This window comes from Micromonospora eburnea, assembly GCF_900090225.1.
Classification (GTDB): Bacteria; Actinomycetota; Actinomycetes; order Mycobacteriales; family Micromonosporaceae; genus Micromonospora; species Micromonospora eburnea.
The window spans coordinates 2,565,295-2,590,585 of the sequence record NZ_FMHY01000002.1; the positions used below are offsets into that span (position 1 = coordinate 2,565,295).

Genomic DNA, 25,291 nt, shown 5'->3' on the forward strand with positions numbered 1-25,291 from the left:
CTAGAGGGTGGAGACGTAGAGCTGCGCCTGCTCGACCGCGACCAGGGTGGCGGCGAGGCACTCCTCCAGCTCCTGGCTGGCCTGGGTCAGCGACGCCTGGGCCGCCTCGACCGTCTCGTGCCCGCTGCCCTCCAACGCGCCGGCCAGGGTCTGCTGCGCCTCGGCCAGCTTCTCGCCGGCCGCCTGCACGGCTGTCTGCCCGTCACCTATCTGCTGGAGGGCGACATCGATGGCTGCCTTCAGCTCGGCGACGCTCGCCACGGGGGACCTCCTGGGGGCGGGGAGATCTCCATTACATCCCATCCCGACGGGCACGCGAACATCCGCCCTCGCGGTGTTTCTGCCCGGCTGCCCGATTACGGCTCTGACGTGCGCGGAGGCCCTCCGGCCCGACCACGCCGGTCCCGTCGGCGAGTCATCCGGTCCCGTTCACCGGGTCGCCCGGCCGTCACCTGCCCGGCGACGCTCAGCGATCCCGCGGTAGCCAGCGCGGACCGTGCACCTCGGCGCCCAACGCGCCCACCCGGGCCCGCAGCTCCCGGTCGGCGGTGACCACGACGCGGCGACGGTCCGCCGCCGCAGCGACCAGCTCGACCATCGTGTCGTCGCCGGAACCGGGGGCGGCGACCACCTCCACCCCCGGCACCGCCGGCACGCCCCGCGCCGCCCCCTCCACCACCAGCACCACCTTGACCGGTGGCGGCAGCTCCGGCGGTACGCCCGCCTCGGCCAGCGGCACCAGCGCGTCACGCAGCCGGGTCGCCGCCCCGGCCCGGTCCCGCCACCAGCCGTCCGGCCGCGAGCCCACCACGTTCGCCCCGTCGACGATCAGCAGCGCACTGGTGTCCATGCTCCCAGCCTGCCACCGGGCCGGCCGCCACCGGGCTCTCGACCCGCCCGCGTTTGTCGCGCCGGCCGCCGGGTAGCCACCGCCGACCGTGCCGCGCCATGTCGCCTCGGCGGCCGTGCCGCGTCAGGTCGCCTCGGTGACCGTGCCCGCCCGAGCAGCGGAGGACAGAGATGATGGGACCCGGTGACTTCGGCTCCGACCCGTGGGACGAGTTCCTGGCCCGGTACTTCGGCCGGGGCGAGGGGGGACGCCGGCCGGCGCACCGGGTCGACATCACCCGGCTGATGACCGCCGACGCGCGGGAGATGCTCGCCGACGCGGCCCGCCGGGCCGCCCAGAAGCACAGCAACGACCTGGACACCGATCACCTGCTCTGGGCGGCGCTGCAACGCGAGCCGCTGCGCGACCTGGTACGCCGCGCCGGCGCGGACCCGGACGCCCTGGTCAACGCGCTCGGCGGGCGCGGCGACGGGGCGCCCCGGGGCGAGGTGCCGCCGAACCTGTCGCTCACCCCGGCGGCCAAGCGGGCGCTGCTCGACGCCCACCAGTTGTCCCGGGCGATGGGCGCCAACTACATCGGCCCCGAGCACATCCTGATGGCGTTGCCGCTGAACCCGGAGTCGCCGGCCGGGCGGATGCTCGCCGCCGGCCGGATCCAGCCGGAGTCGTTGCAGGCGGCCAGCGCGGAACGCGGGGGTACCCCGCGGCCCGACCGGGGCACGCCCACCCTCGACCAGTACGGCCAGGACCTCACCGAACTGGCCCGCAACGACCAGATCGACCCGGTGATCGGGCGGGCGGACGAGATCGAGCAGGCGGTGGAGATCCTGTCCCGCCGGACCAAGAACAACCCGGTGCTCATCGGCGAGGCCGGCGTCGGGAAGACCGCCATCGTGGAGGGGCTGGCCGAGCGGATCTGCGACGGGGACGTGCCGCAGACCCTGATCGGTAAGCGGGTGGTCCAGCTCGACCTGCCCGGCCTGGTCGCCGGCACCCGCTACCGGGGCGACTTCGAGGAACGGCTGAAGAAGGTGATCGACGAGATCCGGGCGCACCGCGACGAACTGATCATCTTCCTGGACGAGATCCACACGTTGGTCGGCGCGGGCGGCGCCGGCAGCGAGGGCGGCATGGACGCGTCCAACATGCTCAAGCCCGCCCTCGCGCGGGGCGAGCTGCGGGTGATCGGCGCGACCACGCTGGACGAGTACCGGCGCAGCATCGAGAAGGACGCCGCGCTGGCCCGCCGGTTCCAGCCGGTCTTCGTGCCCGAGCCGAGCGTCGAGGACACCGTCACCATCCTGCGCGGCCTGCGGGACCGCTACGAGGCGCACCACCAGGTCCGGTTCACCGACGAGGCCCTTGTCGCCGCCGCCGAGCTCGCCGACCGCTACGTCACCGACCGCTTCCTGCCGGACAAGGCGATCGACCTGATCGACCAGGCCGGCGCGCGGGTGCGGCTGCGTACCCGGACCCCCGCAGAGGACGTGCGGGAGCTGGAGCGGCAGCTCGACGAGGTACGCCGCAACAAGGACCAGTCGGTCGCCGACGAGCAGTACGAGCGCGCCTCCGAACTGCGCGACCGGGTGTCCGAACTGGAGGACCAGATCCGCCGCGCGAAGGGGGAGGGCGAGCCGTCGAACGTGCCGACGGTCGGGCCGACCGAGATCGCCGAGGTGGTCTCCCGGGCCACCGGGATCCCGGTCAACCAGCTCACCGAGGAGGAACGGGACCGGCTGCTGCGCCTGGAGGGCCAGCTGCACGAGAAGGTGATCGGCCAGGACGACGCGGTCCAGGTGGTCGCCGAGGCGGTCCGGCGCTCGCGTACCGGGCTGGCCGACCCGAACCGGCCGATGGGCAGCTTCCTCTTCCTCGGCCCCACCGGGGTCGGCAAGACCGAACTGGCCCGGGCCCTGGCCGAGGCGCTCTTCGGCGAGGCGGACCGGATGGTCCGGGTGGACATGAGCGAGTTCCAGGAGCGGCACACGGTCAGCCGGCTGGTCGGCGCCCCGCCCGGCTACGTCGGCTACGAGGAGGCCGGTCAGCTCACCGAGGCGGTCCGCCGCCGCCCGTACGCGGTGGTGCTGCTCGACGAGATCGAGAAGGCGCACCCGGACGTGTTCAACATCCTGCTCCAGGTGCTCGACGACGGCCGGCTCACCGACAGCCAGGGCCGGACGGTCAACTTCAAGAACACCGTACTGATCATGACGAGCAACCTGGGCTCGGAGCTGATCACCGGCACCCAGCGTGCGGTCGGCTTCGCCACCGGCGCACCCGGCCAGCAGGAGGCGACCGAGCTGCGGGAGCGGCTGATGCGCCGGCTCCAGGAGAACTTCCGGCCAGAGTTCCTCAACCGGATCGACGAGATCATCATCTTCCAGCGGCTGGAGGCGCAGCAGCTGCGCCAGATCACCGAGCTGCTGCTGGAGGAGACCCGTCGCCGGCTGCACGCCCAGGACATCCAGGTCGACTTCACCACCGCCGGGGTGGACTGGCTCGCCGAGCACGGCTACCAGCCGGAGTTCGGCGCCCGCCCGCTGCGCCGGGTGATCCAGCGGGAGGTCGACAACCGGCTCTCCCGGATGCTGCTGGAGGACCGGATCTCACCCGGACAACGGGTCACCGTCGACGCGCGGGACGGTCAGCTCTCCATCGAGGTGGCCGCCGGCGAGCGCGGCTACACCGCCGCCGCGACGTCCCATCCACGATGAGCGGCGCGGTGTCGTGCCGTCCGCGAGGCGTGGCGAGGATCCATCCCCGACGGACCGGAGGGCGGGCATGACCGAACCCGAGGAGACCCGGGAGGACGCCGAGCGCAGCGAACCGATCGTGAGCCCACCGACGGCGAACCCGTCCCGGGTCAAGGTGCCGCCGGAGGGTGTGAAGAAGCAGACCGACGAGGGCGACCGGATCCCGTCCGGGCCGCCGCCGGAACAGGAGGCGTGATGGTACGCGAACAGCGCGTGGATCCCGAGGTGGACGTGCTCTGGGACGACTTCCACGCCCTGGTGAACGTCCCCTCCGAGCAGTTGCGCCAGTGGCTGCTGACCCGGGGCTCGGGCGAGGAGTCGTTCGGCCCCGACCCGAACATGGACCTGCCCGAGCCCGGCCGCCACATCCTGCGGGTGCTGAGCAAGCGCAAGGTGGACCTCACCCGCGAGGACATCGAGGTGATGCAGGAGGCCGTCGACCGCATCCAGTCCCTCATCGAGACGCGGCCGACCGCGGGCAACACCGACAACGAGTGGCGGTACTCGCTGCTCGACCTCGGCCACGACGTCCTCGTCGAACGCTGAGCCGCACCGGCGGCACCCGGACCGGGTTCCGGGTGCCGTCCGCGTTTCCGGGAACTACTCGGATTCCATGCTCGGCAGTTGCAGTCCGGCCGCGTCGGCGGCGGCCTGCCGGTCGGCGCGGGCCCGCTCCTCCCGGCTGAGCAGGTTGGCGTACTCGGTGATGTCGCCCGGCTCGGGCACCTCCGGCAGGCGGCGCAGGAAGGTCTCCACGTCCTCGGAGGCGGCGGTGTGCACGGCGGCCGCCTGGCGCAGCAGCTCGCGCTGGTCCGCGGCGGGATACAGATCAGTCATGTCGCCCTGATACCCGCGCTCAGGCGGTTCGCACCCCACCGGCCGCCGCCGGCTGCGCGCCGAAGTCGGGGTGCCGCAGCAGCCAGGCCAGGTAGTCCGGATGGTTCGCCAGCGCGTCGGTGTACGCGGCCACCGCCGTCTCCAGCACCGCCTCGGCGACCCGGGCGGCCGGCGCGTCCGGGTGCCAGCCCAGCAGCAGCCGCCAGCGCAGCGGCGCCCCGGCCAGCCGTCGGGTGACCAGCCCGGCGGGCGGCCGGAAGGTGGCCTGGCAGAGCGCCACCCCCTCGCCCGCGTCGACCAGGTCCACGCAGCCGCGTACATCCGTCTCGTAGACCTTGCGCGGGGTGAAGCCGGCGCGGGCGCAGGCGGCGGCGAAGCAGTCACCGAAGCACCCGTCTCCGGGCGCCGCCACCCACTGTTCGCGCCGCAGATCCGCCAGGCGAACCTCGTCCCGGTCGGCCAGCGGGTGGTGCTGCGGCAGGAGCACGAAGACCGGGTCGACGGCCACCTCCCGCCAGGTCAGCCCGAACGCCGCCGACGGGCTGGCGTCCCCGCACGCCCCGGTCAGTGCGAAGTCGAGCCGGCCGCCGGCCACCAGTTGGGCCAGCTCGTCCACCCACCAGGACGCGTACGTGGTGATCCCCATGTCCGGCCGCTCGGCGGCGAGCCGGTGCACCAGCCGGCCGAGGATCGGGCTGTTCACCCCGCCGAACCGGTACCGGCTCAGCGGGTCTCCCGCGCCGGCCAGCCGGGCCGCCTCGTCCTGGAGGCCCTTCATCGCGGGGAGCAGCACCCGGGCCCGGTCCAGCACCAGCTCGCCGAGCGCGGTGGGGCGGGCGCCGCGACGGTCCCGTTCGAACAGCGGGCCGCCGAGGGTCCGCTCGATGCGCTGGAGCTGGGCGGTCAGCGCCGGCTGGGCCAGGCCGAGCGCCGAGGCCGCCTTGGTGACGCTCCCCGTCTCCGCGATCGCGCAGACCACCCGCAGGTGTCGCAGCTCCAGGTTCATACGGTGACGGTAGGACCGCGAACCGTTATGCGGAAGAGCCGGCACGCCATCGGCGTATCTCGATCGGCCCGGGGTCTGATGCGTGTGGGGCGCTCGGACTCAGCGCGCCCGGCGCCGCGCCCGGCCCGGCAGGCGGGTACGCCGGCCGGTCACCACGTCGCGGACCTTGTCCAGTACGCCCAGCGCCGGCTCGACGAGCTTGTTCCACGGCGGGGTGGCCGGGGTGTCCGGGTGCGGCCGGGTCGGCGCCGCCTCCTCGGCGATCTCCCACCGGTTGCCGAGCCGGATCAGCTCGACCTCGGTGGCCACCCGACGCAGCCGCGTGACCAGCGTGGCGACCCGGTCGACGTGCCGGCGGACCCGGTCGGTCACGTCCGCCAGCGCCGGGTCCTCCGGCCCGGACAGTCCCTTCAGGGCGGTGAGCAGCGCCGCGTCCGCCGCGATCTCCCGGTCCACCAGCTCCGCGCTCTCCGGCACGGCGGCGCGGGTGGCGGGGAAGAGGTACTGCTCCTCGGCGGAGAGATGCCGGGAAAGCGCGGCGGTGAGCACGTCGAGCACCTCCCGGCGGCGGGCGGCCGGCAGGCCCGGTTCGGTGAGCCGCCCGGCCAGGCCGAGCAGCGCCCGGTGCTCCCCGGCCACGATGTCGTCCAGGTTCCGACCACCCGGCCGGTACGCGTCGCCGGCGCCGGGCGGCAGCGGCGGCAGGGAGACGCTCAAGGGGCCCTCCTCGACTGACGCCGGCGGGGGATCGTGGGGGCCGGCGGGCTCGGGCGGTGCGGGGACGTGTCAACGGCGGTACCCGGACGCGCCATCCGCGAAACCGCGGGTGGACGGGGGCGGGCCGGCCTACGGTGCCGGCTGGTATGAAGAAGCGATGACGAGCGACGCCGCCTCCGCCCTTCCCGACCCCACCGACGAGGTCGTGGACCTCTGCCGCGACCTGCTGCGCATCGACACCACCAACACCGGGGACAACGACACCAGCGTCGGGGAGCGGCGCGCCGCGGAGTACGTCGCGGCGAAGCTCGCCGAGGTCGGGGTCGACGCGGAGATCCACGAGTCCGCGCCGGGCCGGGCCAACGTGGTCGCCCGGATCGCCGGCACCGACCCGGGGCGGGACGCCCTGCTGGTGCACGGCCACCTCGACGTGGTGCCCGCCGACCCGGACGAGTGGTCGGTGCACCCGTTCTCCGGCGAGATCCGCGACGGCTACCTGTGGGGCCGCGGTGCGATCGACATGAAGGACTTCGACGCGATGGTGCTCGCCGTCGTGCGCGGCTGGCAGCGCACCGGGGTACGCCCCTCGCGGGACATCGTGCTCGCCTTCACCGCCGACGAGGAGGCCGGCAGCGACTACGGTGCGCACTACCTCACCCGCGAGCACCGCGGCGTCTTCGACGGCTGCACCGAGGCGATCGGCGAGGTCGGCGGCTTCTCGTACTCGGTCGACGAGCAGCAGCGGCTCTACCTGATCGAGACCGCCGAGAAGGGCCTCGACTGGCTGCGCCTGCACGCCAAGGGCCGCCCCGGCCACGGCTCGATGGTGCACGACGACAACGCGGTCGTCGCGCTCGCCGAGGCGGTCGCCCGGATCGGCCGACACCGCTTCCCCGTGGTCGTCACCGACACCGTACGCGCGTTCCTGGCGGAGGTCTCCGACGTACTCGGCATCGAGATCGACCCGGACGACCCGGAGACCGCGATCGCCAAGCTCGGCCCGATCGCCAACATCATCGGCGCCACCATCCGCAACACCGCCAACCCGACCCGGCTCGACGCCGGCTACAAGGACAACGTCATCCCCGGCCGGGCCACCGCCACCATCGACTGCCGCAGCCTGCCCGGCCAGTCCGAGCTGCTGGAGCGGCAGCTGCGGGAGCTGATCGGCCCGGACATCGCCATCGAGTACATCCAGCGCCAGCCCGCCCTGGAGACCACCTTCGACGGCGACCTGGTCGAGGCCATGTCCGCCGCGCTGCGCGCCGAGGACCCGGGCGCCCGCCCGGTGCCCTACATGCTCTCCGGCGGCACCGACGCCAAGGCGTTCTCCCAGCTCGGCATCCGCTGCTTCGGCTTCGCGCCGCTTCGGCTGCCCGCCGACCTCAATTTCTCCGGCCTGTTCCATGGCATCGACGAGCGGGTTCCACTGGACGGACTACAGTTCGGCGTGCGGGTTCTCGACCGGTTTCTCCGCAGCTGCTAACCGTGTCCGTCGCGTCACTGTCGGCGCGGATTCTCCCCATCGTGAAAGGGACTGCCTCACATGACCGACCAGCACGGTGAGCTGGACGCCGCCCTCGAACGCGTGATCGACGCGGCCCGGGCCCACCTGGCCGCCGTCCGAGCCGCCCAGGGCCGGATCGACGACGACGCCGTCTGGCAGGCGTACGTCAATTTGAACAACGCCTCGTTCGCGTACGACGAGCTGCTGCTCGACGGGTTCGGCGAGGTGACCCCGTGGGACGTCGAGTCGATCGACCCGGACGAGGCCGACGAGCGCTTCGGCGCCGTCGAGGGCATCGAGGCCACCGACCCGCACCCGCGGGTCATCTCGGTGCGGCAGCGCCGCGACTACCGCGTACCGAGCGTGTCCGCCCTGATCCGGGCGGCCGAGGCGGCCCGCCGCGAGGGCACTCCGGAGGAGGACGAGCCGGCCCCGGTAGAGGGCGTCGGCGAGGCCGTGCTGGAGCTGCTGCAGAGCGGCGACGGCTCGCTCAGCGCGTTGGACGTGCCCGAACTGGAGCCGCTCGACGGCCTGGTCATGGTCAGTGAGGTCGGCACCCCGGTCGACCTGGAGTCGTTCGACGACGACGACCCGCTCGGCCCGTTCCAGCCGGCCCCCGACGACCGCCTCGTCGGCCGACTCGACGAGCACCCGTTCCTCGAGCTCGACGAGGAGCACGACCACGCCCACTAGGGCAGGTCACCGGCAAACGGGCCTCGGCCACGCCGTCCCCCGGGACGCGACCCACCCGGTCCGCGTCCCGGGGTCCGGCGTGGCCGCCGGTCCAGTCCAGGCCGCGCCGGCCCGGCATCCAGAACGGCTTGACCACCAGCGCGCCGCTCGGCCAGCCGCGTTCCGCCCTGACGTGACGGCGGACGGCCTGGCGGTCGCGAGACGGCGTGCTAATACGACAGGCCCGGCTGCGGCTGGTTGACCAGGCGGCGGCGCAGCATCACCTGCCGCGTGCCGTCCCGGTACAGCCGCACCCGGGCCAACTCCCAGCCGGAGAACTCCGCCTGGATCGCCAACTGCGCCGCGGCGGTCACCCGGTCGACGTTCGGTGGCAACCGCAGCGGCGCGTATTCGTAGTCCATGACCTCTATGCTGCCCAGCCCGGTGGCCCACCGCCACCCCCTGCGGGCGACCGGGATCGCGTGTCGGCCGCCCGACGCCGGCCGGGCGGCTCAGCCGTCCCGTTCGGGATAGCCGACCGGCACCGCCGAGACGTCGTCCAGGGCGGTGACGATCTCCTCGGGCAGGGTCATCCGCTCCACCTGGAGCGCCCCGAGGAGCTGCCCCACGGTGCGGGCGCCAAGGATCGGCGCGGCCACCCCGGGCCGGTCCCGGATCCACGCCAGCGCCACCTCCAGCGGCGACACCCCCAGCCCGCCGGCGGCGGTGGCGACCGCCTCCACGATGCTGGAGCAGCGTGGCTCCAGGTACGGCGTGACGAAGCGCTCGAAGTTCGGCGACGCGGCCCGGGAGTCGGCCGGGCGGCCGTTGCGGTATTTGCCGGTCAGCACCCCCCGGCCCAGCGGCGACCAGGGCAGCACCCCCAGCCCCATCGCGTCGCAGGCGGGCAGCACCTCGCGCTCCACGCCCCGCTCCAGCAGCGAGTACTCCACCTGGGCGGCGACGATCGGGGCCCGCCCCGGCCAGGCGGCCTGCCAGGCGGCGGCCCGGGCGGTCTGCCAGCCGGAGAAGTTGGAAACCCCCACATACCGGGCCTTTCCGCTGGACACGGCGTGGTCCAGCGCGGCCAGGGTCTCGTCGAGGGGGGTGTCCGGGTCGTATCCGTGCACCTGCCAGAGGTCGACGTGGTCGGTGCCGAGCCGGCGCAGCGACGCATCGAGGGTCCGCAGCAGGTGCCCCCGCGAGCCGTCCCGGCGGCGGCCGCTGCCCGGCCGCAGCCCCGCCTTGGTCGCGATGAGCAACTCGTCCCGGGGGACCAGGCCGCCCAGCAGCGAGCCGATCACCGACTCGGCGTCGCCGTCGGCGTACACGTCGGCGGTGTCGACGAGGTTGCCGCCCGCGTCCAGGTAGCTTTTCAGCTGGGCGGCCGCGTCGTCGGCGTCGGTGTCCCGTCCCCAGGTCATGGTGCCGAGCGCGAGCCGCGAAACCGCCAGCCCGCTTCGGCCGAGCGGTCGCTGTTGCATGGGTGAACCTTATTTCGAACCTCGCGTCACGGATATCCTCGCCCGGAGTCAAGTTCCTGCTCCACCGACCGTGGCGGTTGTGACGTTCGGGGGTGAGCCGGTGATCGGTTCGGCCACCCGCATTGCGTAACCTGATGCGACCTGTGGTGCGGACGGTGGGAGGACCAGTGCGACTCGGGCTCAGCCTCGGATACCAGACGGCGTGGAGCACGCCGGCCGATCATCTGGCCCTGGCCCAGGAGGCGGACCGGCTCGGCTACGCGGTGGTGTGGGCGGCGGAGGCGTACGGCTCCGACTCCCCGAGCATGCTGTCGTGGATCGCCGGCCAGACCGAGCGGATCGACGTGGGCAGCGCGGTGATGCAGATCCCGGCCCGTACGCCGGCGATGACCGCGATGACCGCGGCCACCATCGACGCGCTCTCCGGCGGCCGGTTCCGGCTCGGCCTGGGCGTCTCCGGCCCACAGGTCTCCGAGGGCTGGCACGGTGTCCGCTTCGCCAAGCCGCTGGCGCGCACCCGCGAGTACGTCGACATCGTCAAGCTGGCGGTCGCCCGCAAGGAGGTCGCGTACGACGGCGAGCACTACACCCTGCCGCTGCCCGACGGCCCGGGCAAGGCGTTGCGGCTGGGCTTCCATCCGCCGCGCGCGCACATCCCGATCTACCTGGCCGCTGTCGGCCCGAAGAACCTCGAACTGGCCGGCGAGATCGCCGACGGCTGGCTGGCCGTCTTCTACGCGCCCGAGTTCGCCGAGGAGCAGCTCGCCGCCGTCCGCGCCGGCCGCGCCAAGGTCGGCAAGGAGCTGGCCGGCTTCGACGTGGTGCCGTCGGTCCCGGTGGTGGTCGGTGACGACGTCGCCTCCTGCGCCGAGCTGGTCCGCTGGTACGCCGCCCTCTACGTCGGCGGCATGGGCAGCCGGCAGCAGAACTTCTACAACCAGCTCGCCACCCGGATGGGCTACGGCGACGCCGCCCGCGAGGTGCAGGACCTCTACCTGGCCAAGCGGCAGCGCGACGCCGCCGCCGCGGTGCCGATGGAGTTCATCGACCGCACCTCGCTGCTCGGCCCGAAGGAGCGCATCGCCGACCGGATGCGGGAGTACGCCGCCGCCGGCGTGACCACCCTGTCGGTGACCATGTTCGTCGCGGATCGGGAGAGCGGTGTGCAGACCCTGCGTACCGTCGCCGAGGCCCTGGAGCTGTCGGGAGTCGGCGAGTGACCTGGGTTGAAGCCATCGTCCTGGGCATCGTCCAGGGGCTCACGGAATTCCTGCCCGTCTCCTCCTCCGGGCACCTGCGGATCACCTCGGCGCTCTTCTTCGACCGGGACGCGGGCGCGTCGTTCACCGCGGTGACCCAGCTCGGCACCGAGGCGGCGGTGCTCATCTACTTCATCAAGGACATCGGGCGGATCGTCCGGACCTGGTTCGTCGGCATGTGGGACCGCTCGGTGCGGTCCAGCCTCGACTACCGCATGGCCTGGTACGTCATCGTCGGCACCATCCCGATCGGCATCTTCGGGCTGCTGTTCAAGGACCAGATCCGCACCGCCGGCCGGAACCTCTACCTGATCTCCTTCACGCTGATCTTCTTCGCGCTGGTGCTGGCCTTCGCCGAATACTGGGGGCGGCAGACCCGCACGCTGGAGAACTTCCGGATGCGCGACGGCGTCGTGATGGGCTTCGCCCAAGCCATGGCGCTGATCCCCGGCGTGTCCCGCTCCGGTGGCACGCTCACCTTCGGCCTCTTCCTCAACCTCACCCGGGAGACGGCGGCCCGGTACTCGTTCCTGCTGGCGATCCCGGCGGTGGTGATCTCCGGGGTCTTCAGCCTCCCGGACGTCTTCGAGCCTTCCGCGCCGGGGACCGCGGCACCGAGCGTGGCCCAGATGTTCGTCGCGACGGTGATCGCCTTCGCCATCGGCTACGCGGCCATCGCCTGGCTGCTGCGCTACGTCGCCCACCACACCCTGTACCTCTTCGTCCTGTACCGGGTGGCGCTCGGCTCGCTGCTCCTCTGCCTGCTCCTCACCGGGACGATCAGCGCGACCTGATCCGCGGGTGCGAGGGAGCCCGGTCCGGGCGTTCCGGGTACGCCCGCGTCGCGCTCTGGTGGATACGCCGCTGGCCGGCACCCCGGTTGCGGGGTGCCGGCCAGCGGCGTTCATGTGTTCGGTTCTGTGGTTGTCAGCTGTTCCAGTACTGGGCGACCAGGTCAGCGGCCTGCTGCTCCCACTGGGCGTAGGCATCCGGGTACGCCGACACCTGCACCGTCTGGGCGGCCTTGGTCAGCGGCATGTCCTGCCACCCGTCAACCTGCTTCAGACCCTTCAGGAACGCCATCGTCGAGTACTCCGGATCAGTGATCTGCTCCGGCGAACCCCAACCACTGGACGGACGCTGCTGGAACAGACCCAGCGAGTCATGGTCATTCTTGTCGCCGAGGTGGCCCAGGTTCTCCAACTTCGACTCCTGCAGACTCGTCGCGATCGACACCACCGCGGCCCGCTCCGGCATCCCGGCCTTCTTCGTCGCCGCGATGATCGCCTTCACGTTGCCGGTCTGCTCGTCGTTCAGACCGATCCTCGACTGCGCGCCCTGCACACCATGCGGAATCAGCTTGCCGCTGTCCGGCTTGTCGGCCTGCACGGCGGCCACGGGGGTCATCGCGGTGGTGGGGGTCGCGTCGTGGTGGTTCAGCGGACCAGCCGCGAGGCCACCAGCGAAAGCCAGACCAGCAACACCAAGAACGCTCTTACGCAGCATCGTGTTCATGACAAAGCTCCATTCGGGGGTTGGCGCACACCCGCCGACAGGGGGACGGCATTTCGTGTGCGCAAGCACCACGTCAGGCGCTCAAAGCAAAGGGGAAAGTCATCGACCGGAACGCTCACGGGGCGAGGGGATCGCCTCCTCGTGGCGCCGGGACCATGTACAACGACCGACCACCCGGCGTCATTCCCGGGATCGACCCACCCGCCGACGCGGGCGGCCCGGGGCCTGGAGGCTCCTCGGTCGTGCAGCCCTGTACAACGACCCCCGCCCGTCAGCCATTCCGGCCGCAGGATGCCGCCGCTCACTCCCGAACCGGACATCCGGCGCGAAACGCGACACCGGGTGATCGCGGAACTCCGTGATCCACTCCATGTGCCGCAAACGGTGGTCACCGGCCCCGCCGAGACCACCACATGCCGCACACGGAGTCGACCAAGACGCGGCCGAAGCCGGGCGGCCAACCGGACCCCTCACTCCACCCAAGCCGGCAGTCAACCCCGCCGAAGCGGGCATCCCCCGCAAACCGCGCCCCCAGGCGGTCGCGAGTTCGGGTGATCCACTCCGTGTCGCGTAAATGGTGGTCACCGGCACGGCCGTGACCACCAGATGCCGCACCTGGAGCCGATCAAGACTCGGTCGACCGACCCACCCGTCCCGCCACCATCAGGCGGGCAGGCGGGTTTATGACCGCAGAGAGCGACCGCCAACGGGCACGGCGGGACACACCCGGCGTCGTACCGCCCTAGGGTGGTCAGGGTGGCGACCCTTCTGCTTCTGCGACACGGCCGAACCACCGCGAACGCCGACGGCGGCCTGGCCGGCCGGCAGCCGGTCGAGCTGGACGAGACCGGCCGTGCCCAGGCCACGGCCGTCGGTGAGCGGTTGACGGGGTTGTCGCTGGCAGCGGTGGTGACCAGCCCGCTGATCCGCTGCCGGCAGACCCTGCAACTGGCGCTGCCGGGGGTCGAGCCGGTGGTGGAGGAGGGGCTGATCGAGTGCGGGTACGGCAGCTGGGAGGGACAGCCGCTGAAGAAGCTGGCCAAGGAGCCGCTCTGGCCAGTGGTCCAGCAGCATCCCAGCGCGGCCGTCTTCCCGGCGGGGGAGTCGATGGCGGCGATGTCGGCGCGGGCGGTCGCGGCGGTGCGCTCCTGGGATGCCCGGGTCACCGCTGAGCACGGGCCGGAGGCGGTCTGGCTGGCGTGCAGCCACGGCGATGTGATCAAGGCGATCGTGGCGGACGCGCTCGGCGTACATCTGGATCTCTTCCAGCGGATCGTCGCGGACCCGGCGTCGGTGACGGCGATCCGTTACACGCCGCTGCGCCCGTTCCTGGTCCGACTCAACGACACCGGCGGCGACCTCGCGGGTCTGGTACCGCCGCCGGCGAAGCGGCGCCGGCGGGCGGCGCGTACGACGGATTCGGACGCGGCCGTGGGCGGCGGCGCGGGGGCGGCCCCGTGAGCGCGAGGAGTGAGCCGGTCCTGCGAGCCCCGCAGTCGTGAACTGAGGTGGTCCCGTGAGCGCGAGGAGTGAGTCCTGCGAGCCCCGCAGTCGCCGACTGGGGTGAGCCTGCCCGCCACGCCCGGGAAGGGCCCCCGTGGGTCCCGGCGTTTCGCCCTGGGCGGATTCAAGTCGGTGCGCTGCGCGGCGCTTCCGGCGTCCGGATAGGGTCGTGGGTATGACCCACCAGGTGCACGCCTTCGAGCCGCCGGAGCGGTTCGTCGCCGGAACCGTCGGCCCGCCGGGGGAGCGCACGTTCTTCCTCCAGGCGCGGGGTGGTGGTCGGCTGGTCAGCGTCGCGCTGGAGAAGGTCCAGGTGTCCCTGCTCGCCGAGAAGCTGGAGGAGCTGCTCGCCGAGGCGCAGCGCCGGTTCGGCGTCCAGCTGCCCGAGGCGCCCGCCTCGGCCGGCGACAACGACCCGCTGGACACCCCGGTCGACGAGGAGTTCCGGGTCGGCACGCTGGGCCTGGCCTTCGACGTGGACTCCGCCACCGTGGTGATCGAGGCGATCGCCGCCGGTGAGACGGAGGTCGCGGTCGCGCTGGGCGAGGCGGACGACGACGAGGACGAGGACCCGGACGAGTCGGACGACGACCTGGACCGGCTCCGGGTACGGCTGACCCCCGAGGCGACCCGTGCGTTCATCGAGCGGGCCCGCCGGGTGGTCAACGCCGGCCGCCCGCCCTGCCCGCTCTGCGGACAGCCGTTGGACCCGGCCGGCCACCTCTGCCCGCGGCACAACGGCTATCACCGGTGACCTCGTCGGAACTTCAGCCCCGACAGGACGGTGCCGCCGCGCTGCGGCTGCTCACCGACGGTGAGCTCGCCCTGGAGGGGCGGCTGGTCGACGCCTCCAACACCACCCTGCGCGGGATCCTCACCCTCGACGGGCTGACCGCCCGCTGTGTCTACAAGCCGGTCCGGGGCGAGCGTCCGCTCTGGGACTTCCCGGACGGCACGCTCGCCGGCCGGGAGGTCGCGGCCTACCTCGTGTCCCGGGCCACCGGGTGGGATCTGGTGCCGCCGACGGTGCTGCGGGACGGGCCGTTCGGGCCCGGCTCCTGCCAGCTCTGGATCGACGAGCCGGAGGAGGTCGAGCCGCTGGTCGGGTTCGTGCCGGCCGCGGCGGTACCGGCGCGCTGGTTCCCGGTCGCGGCAGCCCGCGACGACGACGGTGCCGAGTACGCCCTCGCCCACGCCGACGACCCACGCCTGGCCCGGCTGGCTGTCCTCGATGCGGTGATCAACAACGCCGACCGCAAGGGCGGCCACGTGATCGTGGGCCCGGCCGACCAGATCTACGGGGTGGACCACGGCGTCTGCTTCCACGTCGAGGACAAGCTGCGGACGGTGCTGTGGGGCTGGGCCGGCCAGCAGCTCCCGCCGGATGCGGTGGAGATGCTGGCCGGGCTGGCCGGGCAGCTCACCGGACGGCTCGGCGACGAGCTGTCCGAGCAGCTCACCATCGGTGAGGTCGCCGAGCTGGCGGCTCGGGTGGACCGGCTGCGGGAGACCGGCCGGTTCCCGCTGCCCCCACAGGACTGGCCGGCGATGCCCTGGCCGCCCATGTGAGCCGCTGTCGCGTTGATCACTCCGGGCCCGCCGCCCGAGCCCGTGACGGATCGTTAGGCTGGCGGTCATGGAGTCTTGGGTGGGGCACGAGGTGCCACGGCTGCCGGGCATGGGCCAGCCACTGAGGTTGTACGACTCGGCGCGGCGAGGTGTCCACCCCAGCCAGCCCGGCGGCGTCGCCTCGATGTACGTCTGCGGCATCACCCCGTACGACGCGACGCACCTCGGGCACGCCGCCACCATGATCACCTTTGACCTGGTCCAGCGGATGTGGCGGGACGCCGGCCTGACCGTGCGGTACGTGCAGAACGTCACCGACATCGACGACCCGCTGTTGGAGCGGGCCGAGCGCGACGGCGAGGACTGGAAGGTCCTGGCCATGCGGGAGACCGCCCTGTTCCGGGAGGACATGGAGGCGCTGCGGATCATCCCGCCGGCGCACTACGTGGGCGCGATCGAGTCGATTCCGGACATCGCCGAGAAGGTCCTCGTGCTGCTCAAGGACGGCGCGGCGTACCGGCTCGACGACGGCACCGGCGACGTCTACTTCGACATCACCGCCGCGCCGGCGTTCGGCTACGAGTCCAATCTGTCCCGCGAGCAGATGCTGGAGATCTTCCCGGAGCGCGGTGGCGACCCGGACCGGACCGGCAAGCGCGACCCGCTCGACCCGCTGCTGTGGCGTGGCGCCCGGGCGGGTGAGCCGTCCTGGCCGGGTGGTGACCTGGGCGCCGGCCGACCCGGTTGGCACATCGAGTGCACCGTGATCGCCCTGAACCTGCTCGGCGACCGGATCGACGTGCAGGGCGGCGGCAACGACCTGCTCTTCCCGCACCACGAGTGCTCGGCGGCGCACGCCGAGCGGCTGACCGGAGAGGCGCCGTTCGCCGCCCACTACGTGCACGCCGGCATGATCGGGCTGGACGGCGAGAAGATGTCGAAGTCCAGGGGCAACCTGGTCTTCGTCTCGCGGTTGCGGGCCGACCGGGTGGACCCGGTGGCGGTCCGGCTGGCCCTGATGAGCGGGCACTACCGTGCTGACCGCTCCTGGACCGACGAGCTGCTCGCCGTGGCGCAGCAGCGGCTGGCCCGCTGGCGGCAGGCCGCCGCCGCGCCGTCCGGGCCGTCCGGGGCCGAGCTGCTGGCCGGGGTACGCGCCCGCCTCGCCGAAGACCTCGACACCCCCGGTGCCCTGGCGGTGGCGGACGCCTGGGCCGAGCAGGCCCTGGCCGGCGTCGCCGCCGACGCGGAGGCCCCGAAGCTCTTCGCCGACACGGTCGACGCCCTCCTCGGCATCCGCCTCTGACCGGCGTTCCCGGACCCACCCACCCGCCGCCCCAGGGCGACAAGATCCCGCTCGATCCATGAAGTAGTGGCCTCGTCGTGCCGGTGAGGCCACTACTTCCGCGTTCGATTGTGATCAATCCAGGGTCGACGTCACCGCGGGCGGCGGGCGGGATCAGCCGAGGACGAGGCCGGGATCGGGGTCCGGGTCGGGGGCTGGGGCGGGGATCTTGTACTCCTCGGTGAGGGTGGTCATCGGGCCGGGCCAGGTGGCCTGGGCGACCTCGATCGGCTTGCGCCGCTCGTCGTACGCGATGTGCAGCAGGTGCAGCACCGGGGTGTCCGGCCGGATCTGGAGGGTCTCCGCCTCCTCCCGGCTGGGCTGGCGCGCGCTGATCGTGTCGGTCGCGGTGACGTACCGGCGGCCGGTGGCCTCCTCGGCCTCCTGGTAGAGCGGGCGGCCGAACGCCTCGGCCCGTTCCAGCGAGGTGCCGGCGGTGTCGCCGGGCAGGAACCAGGAGGCGCCCACCTCGACCGGTGACTCGTCGGTGCGGACCAGGTGCCGGCGGCAGAGCAGGTCGGTGCCGTCGGGCACGCCGAACGCGTCGGCCACCTCGGGCGGGGCGGGGGCGCGGCCGACGGAGACGAGCTGCTGCCGGTACCGGGCGGCCAGGTCGGTGTGGTAGCCGCGAAAGCCGCCGTACCGGCCGCGGGAGAGCCGGTTGAGCCGGCGCCGGGTGCCCCGGACGTACGTACCGGAGCCGGGTTTGGTGATCAGGATGCCCTCGACCCGCAGCTGGTCGACGGCGCGTTGCACGGTCTGCTTCGCGACGCCGAACATCTCGGCGATGGCCGGGATGGACGGCAGTCGCTCGCCCGGCCCCCAGTCGCCGCGGCGGACCTGGGCCTTGAGCTGTGCGGCGATCTGCCGGTGCGGGAACTCCGCCGCCCCCGGGTTGATCTGCATGCCCGCCTCCTCATGGCAGCTAGGTTCCTAGGATGCCCTAGCGGCGGTGACCACGCCACCCCCGACACGAAGAAACCGGGCCCCGCACGGAGCCCGGTTCCCCGAGTGACTACCAGGAGCCGGCGGTCGGGCCGGCGGAACCGCCGCGGCGGCGCAGGTACTTCTCGAACTCCTGGGCGATCTCGTCCCCGGTCAACGGGGTGATGCCGGCGTCGCCGACCCGTTCCTCCAGCTCGCGGACGTACTCGCCCAGCTCGGCGTCCTGCTCGGCGGCGCTGCGCACCCGCCGCTCCCACTCGGCGGCCTCCTCGGCCAGGTCGGCCATCGGCACCGGCAGGTCGAGAACCTCCTCGACCCGGTGCAGCAGCGCCAGGGTGGCCTTGGGGCAGGGCGGGTTGTTGGCGTAGTGCGGCACGTGCACCCAGAACGACACCGCGTCGACCTCGGCCCGGGTGCAGGCGTCGTGCAGCACCCCGACGATGCCGGTCGGCCCGTCGTAGCGGGTGGGGGTGAGCTGGTAGCGCTTGGCGGCGTCGACGTCCGACGCGCTGCCGCTGATCGGCAGCGGCCGGGTGTACGGCACGTCGGCCAGCAGCGCGCCGAGCAACACCACTCGCTCGACCTCCAGGCTGTGGCAGATCTCCAGCACCTGCTCGCAGAAGGTGCGCCAGCGCATGCTCGGCTCGATGCCGCGGATCAGCACCACGTCCCGCTCGGTGCCCGCCGGGCTGGCCACCATGAAACGGGTGGTCGGCCACTCCACCCGGCGGGTCTCGCCGTCGGCCATGGTGATGGTCGGCCGGCTCACCTGGAAGTCGTAGAAATCCTCCGGGTCCAGCTCGGCCACCTGCCGGGCCTCCCAGACCTGCTCCAGGTGCTCCACTGCGGCGGTGGAGGCGTCCGCGGCGTCGTTCCAGCCCTCGAAGGCCGCGATGGCGACCGGGGAGCGCAGCACCGGCAGCCCGTCGAACTCGGTCACGCCGTCACCCCGCCCCGCTCGTCGGGAGCGTCGCCGGGTCGCTGCCCGGACGTCTGCCCGCCTACGACAACTCCAGTTCGGCGCGTCTGACGCCGCGCCGCGACCTGGCGCCGTCGCACGGTCGCGTCCCTGATGTCCTTCACGCCCGTCAGCCTACGTGCCAGCGCGGGAAGCGGCCCGCCGGCCGCGCCGGTCGGGACAGCGGACCACCCCGCCGAACCGGACGAAAGGTGCGGGCGTGCTCCCGCTCACAGTATGTGGGAAGGCGTGGTTGCGGTGACCCGGCGTGGGCCCGCCGCACTAACCTGGCTCTGTGCGGACTTCGTTGCTCGATGTGCTGGCAGAGCGGATCCTCATCGCCGACGGGGCGATGGGAACCATGCTCCAGGCGGCCGACCTGACGCTGGACGACTTCGACGGCCTTGAGGGCTGCAACGAGATCCTCAATCTGACCCGGCCGGACGTCGTGCGCGGTGTGCACGAGGCATACCTGGCCGCCGGAGCGGACTGCGTCGAGACCAACACCTTCGGTGCCAACCTGCCGAACCTCGCCGAGTACGGCATCGCCGGGCGGATCCGGGAGCTGTCCGAGGCGGGGGCGCGACTGGCCCGGGAGGCCGCCGACGCGTACGCGACGCCGGAGCAGCCCCGCTTCGTGCTCGGCTCGATCGGCCCCGGCACCAAGCTGCCCACCCTGGGGCACGCCGCGTACGCCACGCTGCGCGACGCGTACCAGCAGAACGCCGCCGGCCTGATCGAGGGCGGCTCGGACGCGCTGATCGTGGAGACCTGCCAGGATCTGCTCCAGGTCAAGGCCGCGGTGATCGGGTCGAAGCGGGCGATGGCCGAGCTCGGACGGCGGATTCCGATCATCTGCCACGTCGCCGTCGAGACCACCGGCACCATGCTGCTGGGCAGCGAGATCGGCGCCGCGCTGACCGCGATCGAGCCGCTCGGGGTGGACCTGATCGGGCTCAACTGCTCGACCGGCCCGGCCGAGATGGGCGAGCACCTGCGCTACCTGTCCCGGCACTCGCGCATCCCGCTGTCGGTGATGCCCAACGCCGGGCTGCCCGTGCTGACCGCCGAGGGGGCGTACTTCCCGCTGACGCCGGTCGAGATGGCCGACGCTCTGGAGCAGTTCGTCACCGACTACGGCGTGTCGCTGGTGGGCGGCTGCTGTGGCAGCACCCCGGAACACATCCGGGTGCTGGTCGAGCGGCTGCGCGGGGTGCGGCCGGTGGCCCGGGAGCCGCGGCCGGAGGCCGGCGTCTCGTCGATCTACCACCACGTGCCGTTCGCCCAGGACGCCAGCGTCCTGATGGTGGGGGAGCGGTCCAACGCCAACGGTTCCAAGGCGTTCCGGGAGGCGATGCTCGCCGGCGACTGGCAGGCGTGCGTGGAGATCGCTCGGGGCCAGGCCCGGGACGGCTCGCACCTGCTGGACCTCTGCGTCGACTACGTCGGCCGGGACGGCACGCAGGACATGCGGGAGCTGGCCGGTCGGTTCGCCACCGCGTCCACCCTGCCGATCATGTTGGACTCCACCGAGCCGGCGGTGATCGAGGCCGGGTTGGAGATGCTCGGCGGGCGCTGCGTGGTCAACTCGGTGAACTTCGAGGACGGCGACGGCCCGGACTCCCGCTACGCGCGGGTCATGCCGGTGGTGAAAGAGCACGGCGCCGCCGTGGTCGCCCTGCTCATCGACGAGGAGGGCCAGGCCCGGACCCGTGACTGGAAGGTGCGTGTCGCGGCCCGGCTGATCGAGGACCTGACCGGCCGGTGGGGGCTGCGCCGGGAGGACATCCTCATCGACGCGTTGACCTTCCCGATCGCCACCGGTCAGGAGGAGACCCGCCGCGACGGCATCGAGACCATCGAGGCGATCCGGGAGATCGTTTCCCGCTACCCGGGGGTCAACTTCACCCTCGGCATCTCCAATGTCTCCTTCGGCCTGAACCCGGCCGCCCGGCAGGTGCTCAACTCGGTCTTCCTGCACGAGTGCGTCCAGGCCGGGCTGACCTCGGCGATCGTGCACGCCAGCAAGATCCTGCCGATGTCGAGGATTCCCGACGAGCAGCGCGAGGTGGCCCTCGACCTGGTCTACGACCGCCGCCGCGAGGGCTACGACCCGGTGCAACGGTTCATCGAGATCTTCGAGGGCGTCGACGCGGCGTCGGCCCGCGCCACCCGCGCCGAGGAGCTGGCCGCGCTGCCGCTGGACGAGCGGCTCAAGCGGCGGATCGTCGACGGCGAGCGCAACGGCCTGGAGGCCGACCTGGACACCGCGATGGCCGAGGGCCGCTCGCCGCTGTCCATCATCAACGACCTGCTGCTCGACGGGATGAAGGTGGTCGGCGAGCTGTTCGGCTCCGGCCAGATGCAGCTGCCGTTCGTGCTCCAGTCCGCCGAGGTGATGAAGACCGCGGTGGCCTACCTGGAGCCGCACATGGAGAAGACCGACGACGACGGCGGCAAGGGACGCATCGTCCTCGCCACCGTCAAGGGCGACGTGCACGACATCGGCAAGAACCTGGTGGACATCATCCTGTCCAACAACGGCTACGAGGTCGTCAACATCGGCATCAAGCAGCCGATCAACGCGATCCTCGACGCGGCCGAGCAACACCGGGCCGATGCGATCGGCATGTCCGGGCTGCTGGTCAAGAGCACGGTCATCATGAAGGAGAACCTCGCCGAGATGGCCGCGCGCGGGGTCGCCGAACGCTGGCCGGTGCTGCTCGGCGGGGCGGCGCTCACCCGGGCGTACGTCGAGGACGACCTGCGGTCGATGTTCCCCGGGCAGGTGCACTACGCCCGGGATGCCTTCGAGGGGCTGTCCCTGATGGATCGGGTGATGGCCGCCAAGCGCGGCGGGGCGCCGGTGGTCGACCCGGAGCGGGAGGCCGCCCTGGCGGCCCGCCGCGAGCGGCGGGAGCGGCAGCGCGCCCTGGTGCGCGAGGCGCTGCCCGAACTGGACGACGCCTCCGTCCGCTCCGACGTGGCCACCGACGTGGAGGTGCCCTCGCCGCCGTTCTTCGGCACCCGCGTGGTCAAGGGGGTGCCGCTGGCCGACTACGCGGCGCTGCTCGACGAGCGGGCCACCTTCCTCGGCCAGTGGGGGCTGCGCGGCGCCCGCGGCGGCAAGGGACCGTCGTACGAGGAACTGGTGGAGACGGAGGGCCGGCCGCGGCTGCGCTACTGGCTCGACCGGCTCATCGCCGACCAGGTCCTGGAGGCAGCCGTGGTGTACGGCTACTTCCCGGCGTACGCCGAGGGCAACGATCTGGTGGTGCTGGACGAGAACGGGCACAGCGAGCGGGCCCGGTTCTCGTTCCCCCGGCAACGGCAGGAGCGGCGGCTCTGCCTGGCCGACTTCTTCCGGCCCCGGGGCGAGGAGTTGGATGTGGTGGCGTTGCAGCTGGTCACCGTCGGGCAGCCGATCAGCGAGTACACGGCGAAGATGTTCGCCGGCAACGAGTACCGCGACTATCTGGAGGTGCACGGCCTGTCCGTGCAGCTCACCGAGGCCCTCGCCGAGTACTGGCACCGGCGGATCCGGTCCGAGCTGACCCTGCCCGGTGGGCGTACCGTCGCCGACGACGACCCGGCGGACGTGGCCGGCCTGCTGCGCACCGACTACCGCGGCTGCCGGTACGCGTTCGGCTACCCGGCCTGTCCGGACCTGGAGGACCGGGCGAAGATCGTGAAGCTGCTGGGTGCGGAGCGGATCGGCGTCCAGCTGTCGGAGGAGTTCCAGCTCGTGCCGGAGCAGGCCACGGACGCGATCGTGGTGCACCACCCGGAGGCGAACTACTTCAACGCCAAATAATCGGGGCAAGTGCTCTGACCTGCACTTTCACCCCCGGCGAGGGTCGCTGAACCATGATCATGCCGTCTCCAGGCCGTCACCGGCTTCCGGGCCGTCGTCGGCCGCCTGGACCTCACCGAACGCCTTGTCGATGGCCCGCCGGGTGCGGTCCTCGCTGCTAGGCAGGAGGTGTGTGTAGGTCCGCAGGGTGAAGCCGGGATCGGCGTGGCCCAGGTAGGCCGACAGGGCCTTGATGCTCTCTCCGGCGTCCAGGAGCACCGAGGCGTAGGTGTGTCGGAGAACGTGCATTCCGTTGCGTCGATCCTCGGGTATGCCCGTGGCGCGGATCGTGGGCTTCCAGACGCCGGGGTTGAACCTGGAGCGACTGAGCGCGGTGCCGTCAGGAAGCGTCAGGTAGAGCTTGACGGTTACCGGCTCGCCGGTCGAAGTTCCCCACGGCAAGGTGACCTCGACGGGCGCGTACTGCTTGGCATGGGCCTCCAGGCGGCGGGCCACCGAATCGGGGAGGGGGACCTCTCGGGTCTTTCCGCCCTTGGGTAGGGCGAAAATCAGGGTGCCTCGCACGAGCTTGATTTGGCGGTTGACGTTGAGGATGGGGCGAGTTGCGTCCAAGTCGTCGGGACTTAAGCCGACGGTCTGTAAAGCAAGGCCGTCGGCTGATGCGGTCAGGGTTGGCCCGAGGATCGCTGGCGACCACCCACCGGGCGGGGCGGCTGCCGACAGCAACGGTGACAGCAAAGACGGGCTGACCAGGGCACGAGCCAGGTATACCCGAGGTCGGCGCGGAGCCATCCAGAGTTCCACTTCAACGTCTGCCCCTCGGGCGGGGTGACCAACTGGGTGACGACCGGGACGACCGACGCTGGACGCCCACGGACGATGGTGGACTGTTCTGGCAGCTCACCCCGGCTCCTGGCCCAGCTTATCGACGGTTGATCATTCTTTCGGGACGAAGAGGTCAGCGTGCCCGATGCGTGCCCGATGCAACGGTCAACACCGGCCTACAAGGGCACCCGGGGCAGCAGCACTCGGCACGCTGCGTGCTTCCTGGCCAGGCAGTGCGGCTACCGATGGTCTAGATCCAAACCGATTCCCAAGCTGAGGGTAGGCACCGTCAGCGCCGGCCCGGCCCTGGCCTGCTGTCGACCTCCGGCCGGCATCGGCCCAGCCGGCCGGCCACGCTGGCGGACGACCAGGACGAGGCGGACCGCCCTGGGTGATCAACTGGGTGACGACCGGGACGACCGACGCTGGACGCCCGCGGACGATGGTGGACTGTTCTGGCAGCTCACCTACGCTGCTCGCCCAGCTCATCGACGGGTGATCATTCTTTCACACCGAAGAGGACCGGCTAACCTTCTGCATGTGGACCGTCACGGCCAGTGCGACGTGAAGATCCAATCGAGGCCGTCTTCTCCTTGGCTGTCAAGGTGTTCGGCGCGATGTAAGCCGGCTCGCGCAGCGACCCGCTGGGAGGCTGTGTTCTCAGGGCGGACTCGGGCGATGACCGGATAGTCGGGGCGATGGGCGGTGGCCCAACCTACGACGGCCGTGGCTGCTTCGGTGGCTACCCCGTCGCCCCAGGCAGATGGATCGAGGCGATAGAACAGGTTCAGAATCTCGTGGTGCCTCAACTTCATGATTTTGATGCCGCAGAAGCCAAGGCCCTTGCGATCGGCATGGACGACCCAGTACCCGAAGCCCTGGCGCTGCCAGTGCTCATCCCACCGCTGGTAGAGGTCTTCCGCCTCAGCGCGGTTGCTCAGCATGTCGGCTGGGTTATGCGCGCAGGCTCGCGGGTCGCTGTGGATGCCGTAGATCAGGTCGATGTCGGCAGGAGTGGGGCGGCGCAGCGATAGCCGCGCGGTCGTCAGCTCCTCGTTGCCGAAACCTCGATTGCCCATCACGCAACTGTACGAGTTTGCTTCGCCTCTCCATGATGACCGTGCCCGGTCCGTGCCCGATGTAGCGGTCAACATGGGGTTGCAGCGGCCGTGCTGTAGGGACGATCCATCGACGCTGTGTGCCGGGCACCGGTTAGATGGCTACCCACGGTGTGGAAAATCCGATTCCCAAGCTGAGGTTAGGCACCTTCCAAACTGACCGTGCGAGGATGAGCGACCATGAGCGACGCCTGGAGCTTGCTGGACGGCAGAGCTGAGCGAGCAAGGCGCTCGTGGCCAGAGATCAGGTCGGCACTGCCTGTGGGTAAACGAGTCCGTGGCCGTGTCTTCGCGGCGATGCCGTTCGGCGTCTTCGTCGAGATCGACGGCCAGCCGGATGCGCTTGGCCTGGTGGAGGTAACCACGCTTCCGCACGGCAGCGAGCTTCCAGCTATAGGCGTCTACCTCGACTTGGTCGTGGTCGACCATGCCGCTCACAGCTGGCAGGTGCGGCTACGGTCAGCCGACAGCCGGGCGAGTCCAAGATCAGGCCGTATCCAGGCCGTCAGAGGTGAACCAAGAGCAACGAACGTTGACCACCGATGACAAATGAACGCGCAGCTCAGACGGCATCTTGTCCGTGTTGATCGACTGTGCCCTCACCTTTGATCAAT

The 25,291-nt window shown here is 71.7% G+C and carries 24 protein-coding genes; 12 read left to right on the top strand and 12 right to left on the bottom strand.

The genetic code is table 11. The features are described from left to right. Positions 1-261, bottom strand: coding sequence for a hypothetical protein (locus tag GA0070604_RS12060; RefSeq protein ID WP_007076395.1), 261 nt, complete (start codon positions 259-261; stop codon positions 1-3). Between the two features lie 205 nt (positions 262-466). Next, on the bottom strand, positions 467-850 hold the full coding sequence (locus tag GA0070604_RS32345; RefSeq protein WP_167363441.1) for a hypothetical protein: 384 nt from the start codon (positions 848-850) through the stop codon (positions 467-469). Positions 851-1,020: 170 nt separating this feature from the next. Here GA0070604_RS32345 and GA0070604_RS12070 point away from each other — a divergent pair, with 170 nt between their 5' ends. From GA0070604_RS12070 to GA0070604_RS12075, 3 genes are all read left to right on the top strand, one after another. Next, positions 1,021-3,564, top strand: a complete 2,544-nt coding sequence (locus GA0070604_RS12070) for an ATP-dependent Clp protease ATP-binding subunit (protein ID WP_091118036.1) — start codon at positions 1,021-1,023, stop codon at positions 3,562-3,564. A gap of 67 nt (positions 3,565-3,631) precedes the next feature. After that, the gene (locus GA0070604_RS32350; RefSeq protein WP_167363442.1) at positions 3,632-3,799 is read left to right on the top strand and encodes a hypothetical protein; all 168 of its coding nucleotides are present in this window, start codon (positions 3,632-3,634) and stop codon (positions 3,797-3,799) included. Next, positions 3,799-4,149, top strand: coding sequence for a DUF3140 domain-containing protein (locus tag GA0070604_RS12075; protein WP_091118037.1), 351 nt, complete (start codon positions 3,799-3,801; stop codon positions 4,147-4,149). The genes GA0070604_RS32350 and GA0070604_RS12075 overlap by 1 nt, the downstream gene beginning before the upstream one ends. A gap of 54 nt (positions 4,150-4,203) precedes the next feature. On the opposite strand, the gene GA0070604_RS12080 is transcribed toward GA0070604_RS12075, so the two are convergent. From GA0070604_RS12080 to GA0070604_RS12090, 3 genes are all read right to left on the bottom strand, one after another. Beyond that, positions 4,204-4,440 carry a hypothetical protein gene (locus GA0070604_RS12080; protein ID WP_091118038.1) on the bottom strand — a complete coding sequence of 79 codons (237 nt, stop codon included), beginning with the start codon at positions 4,438-4,440 and terminating at the stop codon, positions 4,204-4,206. A 19-nt stretch (positions 4,441-4,459) separates the two neighbouring features. After that, on the bottom strand, positions 4,460-5,446 hold the full coding sequence (locus tag GA0070604_RS12085) for a LysR family transcriptional regulator (RefSeq protein WP_091118039.1): 987 nt from the start codon (positions 5,444-5,446) through the stop codon (positions 4,460-4,462). 99 nt (positions 5,447-5,545) lie between these two features. Next, positions 5,546-6,163: a hemerythrin domain-containing protein gene (locus tag GA0070604_RS12090; protein WP_091118040.1), complete on the bottom strand. Its 618-nt coding sequence runs from the start codon at positions 6,161-6,163 to the stop codon at positions 5,546-5,548. A 157-nt stretch (positions 6,164-6,320) separates the two neighbouring features. Between GA0070604_RS12090 and GA0070604_RS12095 the strand changes: the two genes are divergently transcribed. Together GA0070604_RS12095 and GA0070604_RS12100 are read left to right on the top strand one after the other, a co-directional pair. Beyond that, positions 6,321-7,649, top strand: a complete 1,329-nt coding sequence (locus GA0070604_RS12095) for a M20/M25/M40 family metallo-hydrolase (RefSeq protein WP_091118041.1) — start codon at positions 6,321-6,323, stop codon at positions 7,647-7,649. Between the two features lie 60 nt (positions 7,650-7,709). Further along, positions 7,710-8,363: a hypothetical protein gene (locus GA0070604_RS12100; RefSeq protein WP_091118042.1), complete on the top strand. Its 654-nt coding sequence runs from the start codon at positions 7,710-7,712 to the stop codon at positions 8,361-8,363. Between the two features lie 209 nt (positions 8,364-8,572). Here the strand turns inward: GA0070604_RS12100 and GA0070604_RS12105 are convergent, their stop codons facing one another. Beyond that, positions 8,573-8,764 (bottom strand): DUF5703 family protein, encoded by a 192-nt coding sequence (locus tag GA0070604_RS12105; RefSeq protein WP_091118043.1) that lies wholly within the window; start codon positions 8,762-8,764, stop codon positions 8,573-8,575. A gap of 90 nt (positions 8,765-8,854) precedes the next feature. Then, positions 8,855-9,826, bottom strand: coding sequence for an aldo/keto reductase (locus GA0070604_RS12110; RefSeq protein WP_091118044.1), 972 nt, complete (start codon positions 9,824-9,826; stop codon positions 8,855-8,857). A gap of 167 nt (positions 9,827-9,993) precedes the next feature. On the opposite strand from GA0070604_RS12110, the gene GA0070604_RS12115 reads away from it, so the two are divergent. Together GA0070604_RS12115 and GA0070604_RS12120 are read left to right on the top strand one after the other, a co-directional pair. Beyond that, the gene (locus tag GA0070604_RS12115; RefSeq protein WP_091118045.1) at positions 9,994-11,046 is read left to right on the top strand and encodes an LLM class F420-dependent oxidoreductase; all 1,053 of its coding nucleotides are present in this window, start codon (positions 9,994-9,996) and stop codon (positions 11,044-11,046) included. Then, positions 11,043-11,879 carry an undecaprenyl-diphosphate phosphatase gene (locus GA0070604_RS12120; RefSeq protein ID WP_091118046.1) on the top strand — a complete coding sequence of 279 codons (837 nt, stop codon included), beginning with the start codon at positions 11,043-11,045 and terminating at the stop codon, positions 11,877-11,879. Before GA0070604_RS12115 ends, GA0070604_RS12120 begins: the two co-directional genes overlap by 4 nt. Before the next feature lie 133 nt (positions 11,880-12,012). Here the strand turns inward: GA0070604_RS12120 and GA0070604_RS12125 are convergent, their stop codons facing one another. Next, entirely contained in the window at positions 12,013-12,600 is a 588-nt protein-coding gene (locus GA0070604_RS12125) for a hypothetical protein (protein WP_091118047.1), read from the bottom strand. A 747-nt stretch (positions 12,601-13,347) separates the two neighbouring features. Between GA0070604_RS12125 and GA0070604_RS12130 the strand changes: the two genes are divergently transcribed. The 4 genes from GA0070604_RS12130 (at position 13,348) to mshC (ending at position 16,978) form a co-directional block, all read left to right on the top strand. Beyond that, entirely contained in the window at positions 13,348-14,061 is a 714-nt protein-coding gene (locus GA0070604_RS12130) for a histidine phosphatase family protein (protein WP_091118048.1), read from the top strand. A 217-nt stretch (positions 14,062-14,278) separates the two neighbouring features. Next, the gene (locus tag GA0070604_RS12135) at positions 14,279-14,857 is read left to right on the top strand and encodes a DUF3090 domain-containing protein (RefSeq protein WP_091118049.1); all 579 of its coding nucleotides are present in this window, start codon (positions 14,279-14,281) and stop codon (positions 14,855-14,857) included. Next, positions 14,854-15,672 (top strand): SCO1664 family protein, encoded by an 819-nt coding sequence (locus tag GA0070604_RS12140; protein WP_091118050.1) that lies wholly within the window; start codon positions 14,854-14,856, stop codon positions 15,670-15,672. The genes GA0070604_RS12135 and GA0070604_RS12140 overlap by 4 nt, the downstream gene beginning before the upstream one ends. A gap of 67 nt (positions 15,673-15,739) precedes the next feature. Beyond that, positions 15,740-16,978 (top strand): cysteine--1-D-myo-inosityl 2-amino-2-deoxy-alpha-D-glucopyranoside ligase, encoded by a 1,239-nt coding sequence (mshC, locus tag GA0070604_RS12145; protein ID WP_091118051.1) that lies wholly within the window; start codon positions 15,740-15,742, stop codon positions 16,976-16,978. Between the two features lie 153 nt (positions 16,979-17,131). Here mshC and GA0070604_RS12150 read toward each other — a convergent pair whose 3' ends face one another. Both GA0070604_RS12150 and GA0070604_RS12155 read right to left on the bottom strand, forming a co-directional pair. Next, on the bottom strand, positions 17,132-17,923 hold the full coding sequence (locus GA0070604_RS12150; RefSeq protein ID WP_091118052.1) for a GntR family transcriptional regulator: 792 nt from the start codon (positions 17,921-17,923) through the stop codon (positions 17,132-17,134). A 109-nt stretch (positions 17,924-18,032) separates the two neighbouring features. Beyond that, on the bottom strand, positions 18,033-18,902 hold the full coding sequence (locus GA0070604_RS12155) for a PAC2 family protein (protein WP_091118053.1): 870 nt from the start codon (positions 18,900-18,902) through the stop codon (positions 18,033-18,035). Positions 18,903-19,215: 313 nt separating this feature from the next. On the opposite strand from GA0070604_RS12155, the gene metH reads away from it, so the two are divergent. Next, positions 19,216-22,734 (top strand): methionine synthase, encoded by a 3,519-nt coding sequence (gene metH, locus GA0070604_RS12160; protein ID WP_208602027.1) that lies wholly within the window; start codon positions 19,216-19,218, stop codon positions 22,732-22,734. A gap of 57 nt (positions 22,735-22,791) precedes the next feature. Here metH and GA0070604_RS12165 read toward each other — a convergent pair whose 3' ends face one another. Then, entirely contained in the window at positions 22,792-23,460 is a 669-nt protein-coding gene (locus GA0070604_RS12165; protein WP_244161854.1) for a tyrosine-type recombinase/integrase, read from the bottom strand. Between the two features lie 647 nt (positions 23,461-24,107). Next, positions 24,108-24,638 (bottom strand): GNAT family N-acetyltransferase, encoded by a 531-nt coding sequence (locus GA0070604_RS12170; RefSeq protein WP_091127056.1) that lies wholly within the window; start codon positions 24,636-24,638, stop codon positions 24,108-24,110. Positions 24,639-25,291 lie beyond the last annotated feature (653 nt).

Excerpts from the sequence above, each read along its gene's own strand:
- GA0070604_RS32345 (WP_167363441.1), bottom strand. The coding sequence starts at position 850 with ATGGACACCAGTGCGCTGCTGATCGTCGACGGGGCGAACGTGGTGGGC.
- GA0070604_RS12110 (WP_091118044.1), bottom strand. The coding sequence starts at position 9,826 with ATGCAACAGCGACCGCTCGGCCGAAGCGGGCTGGCGGTTTCGCGGCTC.
- GA0070604_RS12150 (WP_091118052.1), bottom strand. The coding sequence starts at position 17,923 with ATGCAGATCAACCCGGGGGCGGCGGAGTTCCCGCACCGGCAGATCGCC.
- GA0070604_RS12125 (WP_091118047.1), bottom strand. The coding sequence starts at position 12,600 with ATGAACACGATGCTGCGTAAGAGCGTTCTTGGTGTTGCTGGTCTGGCT.
- GA0070604_RS12080 (WP_091118038.1), bottom strand. The coding sequence starts at position 4,440 with ATGACTGATCTGTATCCCGCCGCGGACCAGCGCGAGCTGCTGCGCCAG.
- mshC (WP_091118051.1), top strand. The coding sequence starts at position 15,740 with ATGGAGTCTTGGGTGGGGCACGAGGTGCCACGGCTGCCGGGCATGGGC.
- GA0070604_RS12075 (WP_091118037.1), top strand. The coding sequence starts at position 3,799 with ATGGTACGCGAACAGCGCGTGGATCCCGAGGTGGACGTGCTCTGGGAC.
- GA0070604_RS12095 (WP_091118041.1), top strand. The coding sequence starts at position 6,321 with ATGACGAGCGACGCCGCCTCCGCCCTTCCCGACCCCACCGACGAGGTC.
- GA0070604_RS12085 (WP_091118039.1), bottom strand. The coding sequence starts at position 5,446 with ATGAACCTGGAGCTGCGACACCTGCGGGTGGTCTGCGCGATCGCGGAG.
- GA0070604_RS12170 (WP_091127056.1), bottom strand. The coding sequence starts at position 24,638 with ATGGGCAATCGAGGTTTCGGCAACGAGGAGCTGACGACCGCGCGGCTA.
- GA0070604_RS12070 (WP_091118036.1), top strand. The coding sequence starts at position 1,021 with ATGATGGGACCCGGTGACTTCGGCTCCGACCCGTGGGACGAGTTCCTG.
- GA0070604_RS32350 (WP_167363442.1), top strand. The coding sequence starts at position 3,632 with ATGACCGAACCCGAGGAGACCCGGGAGGACGCCGAGCGCAGCGAACCG.
- GA0070604_RS12135 (WP_091118049.1), top strand. The coding sequence starts at position 14,279 with ATGACCCACCAGGTGCACGCCTTCGAGCCGCCGGAGCGGTTCGTCGCC.
- GA0070604_RS12105 (WP_091118043.1), bottom strand. The coding sequence starts at position 8,764 with ATGGACTACGAATACGCGCCGCTGCGGTTGCCACCGAACGTCGACCGG.
- GA0070604_RS12100 (WP_091118042.1), top strand. The coding sequence starts at position 7,710 with ATGACCGACCAGCACGGTGAGCTGGACGCCGCCCTCGAACGCGTGATC.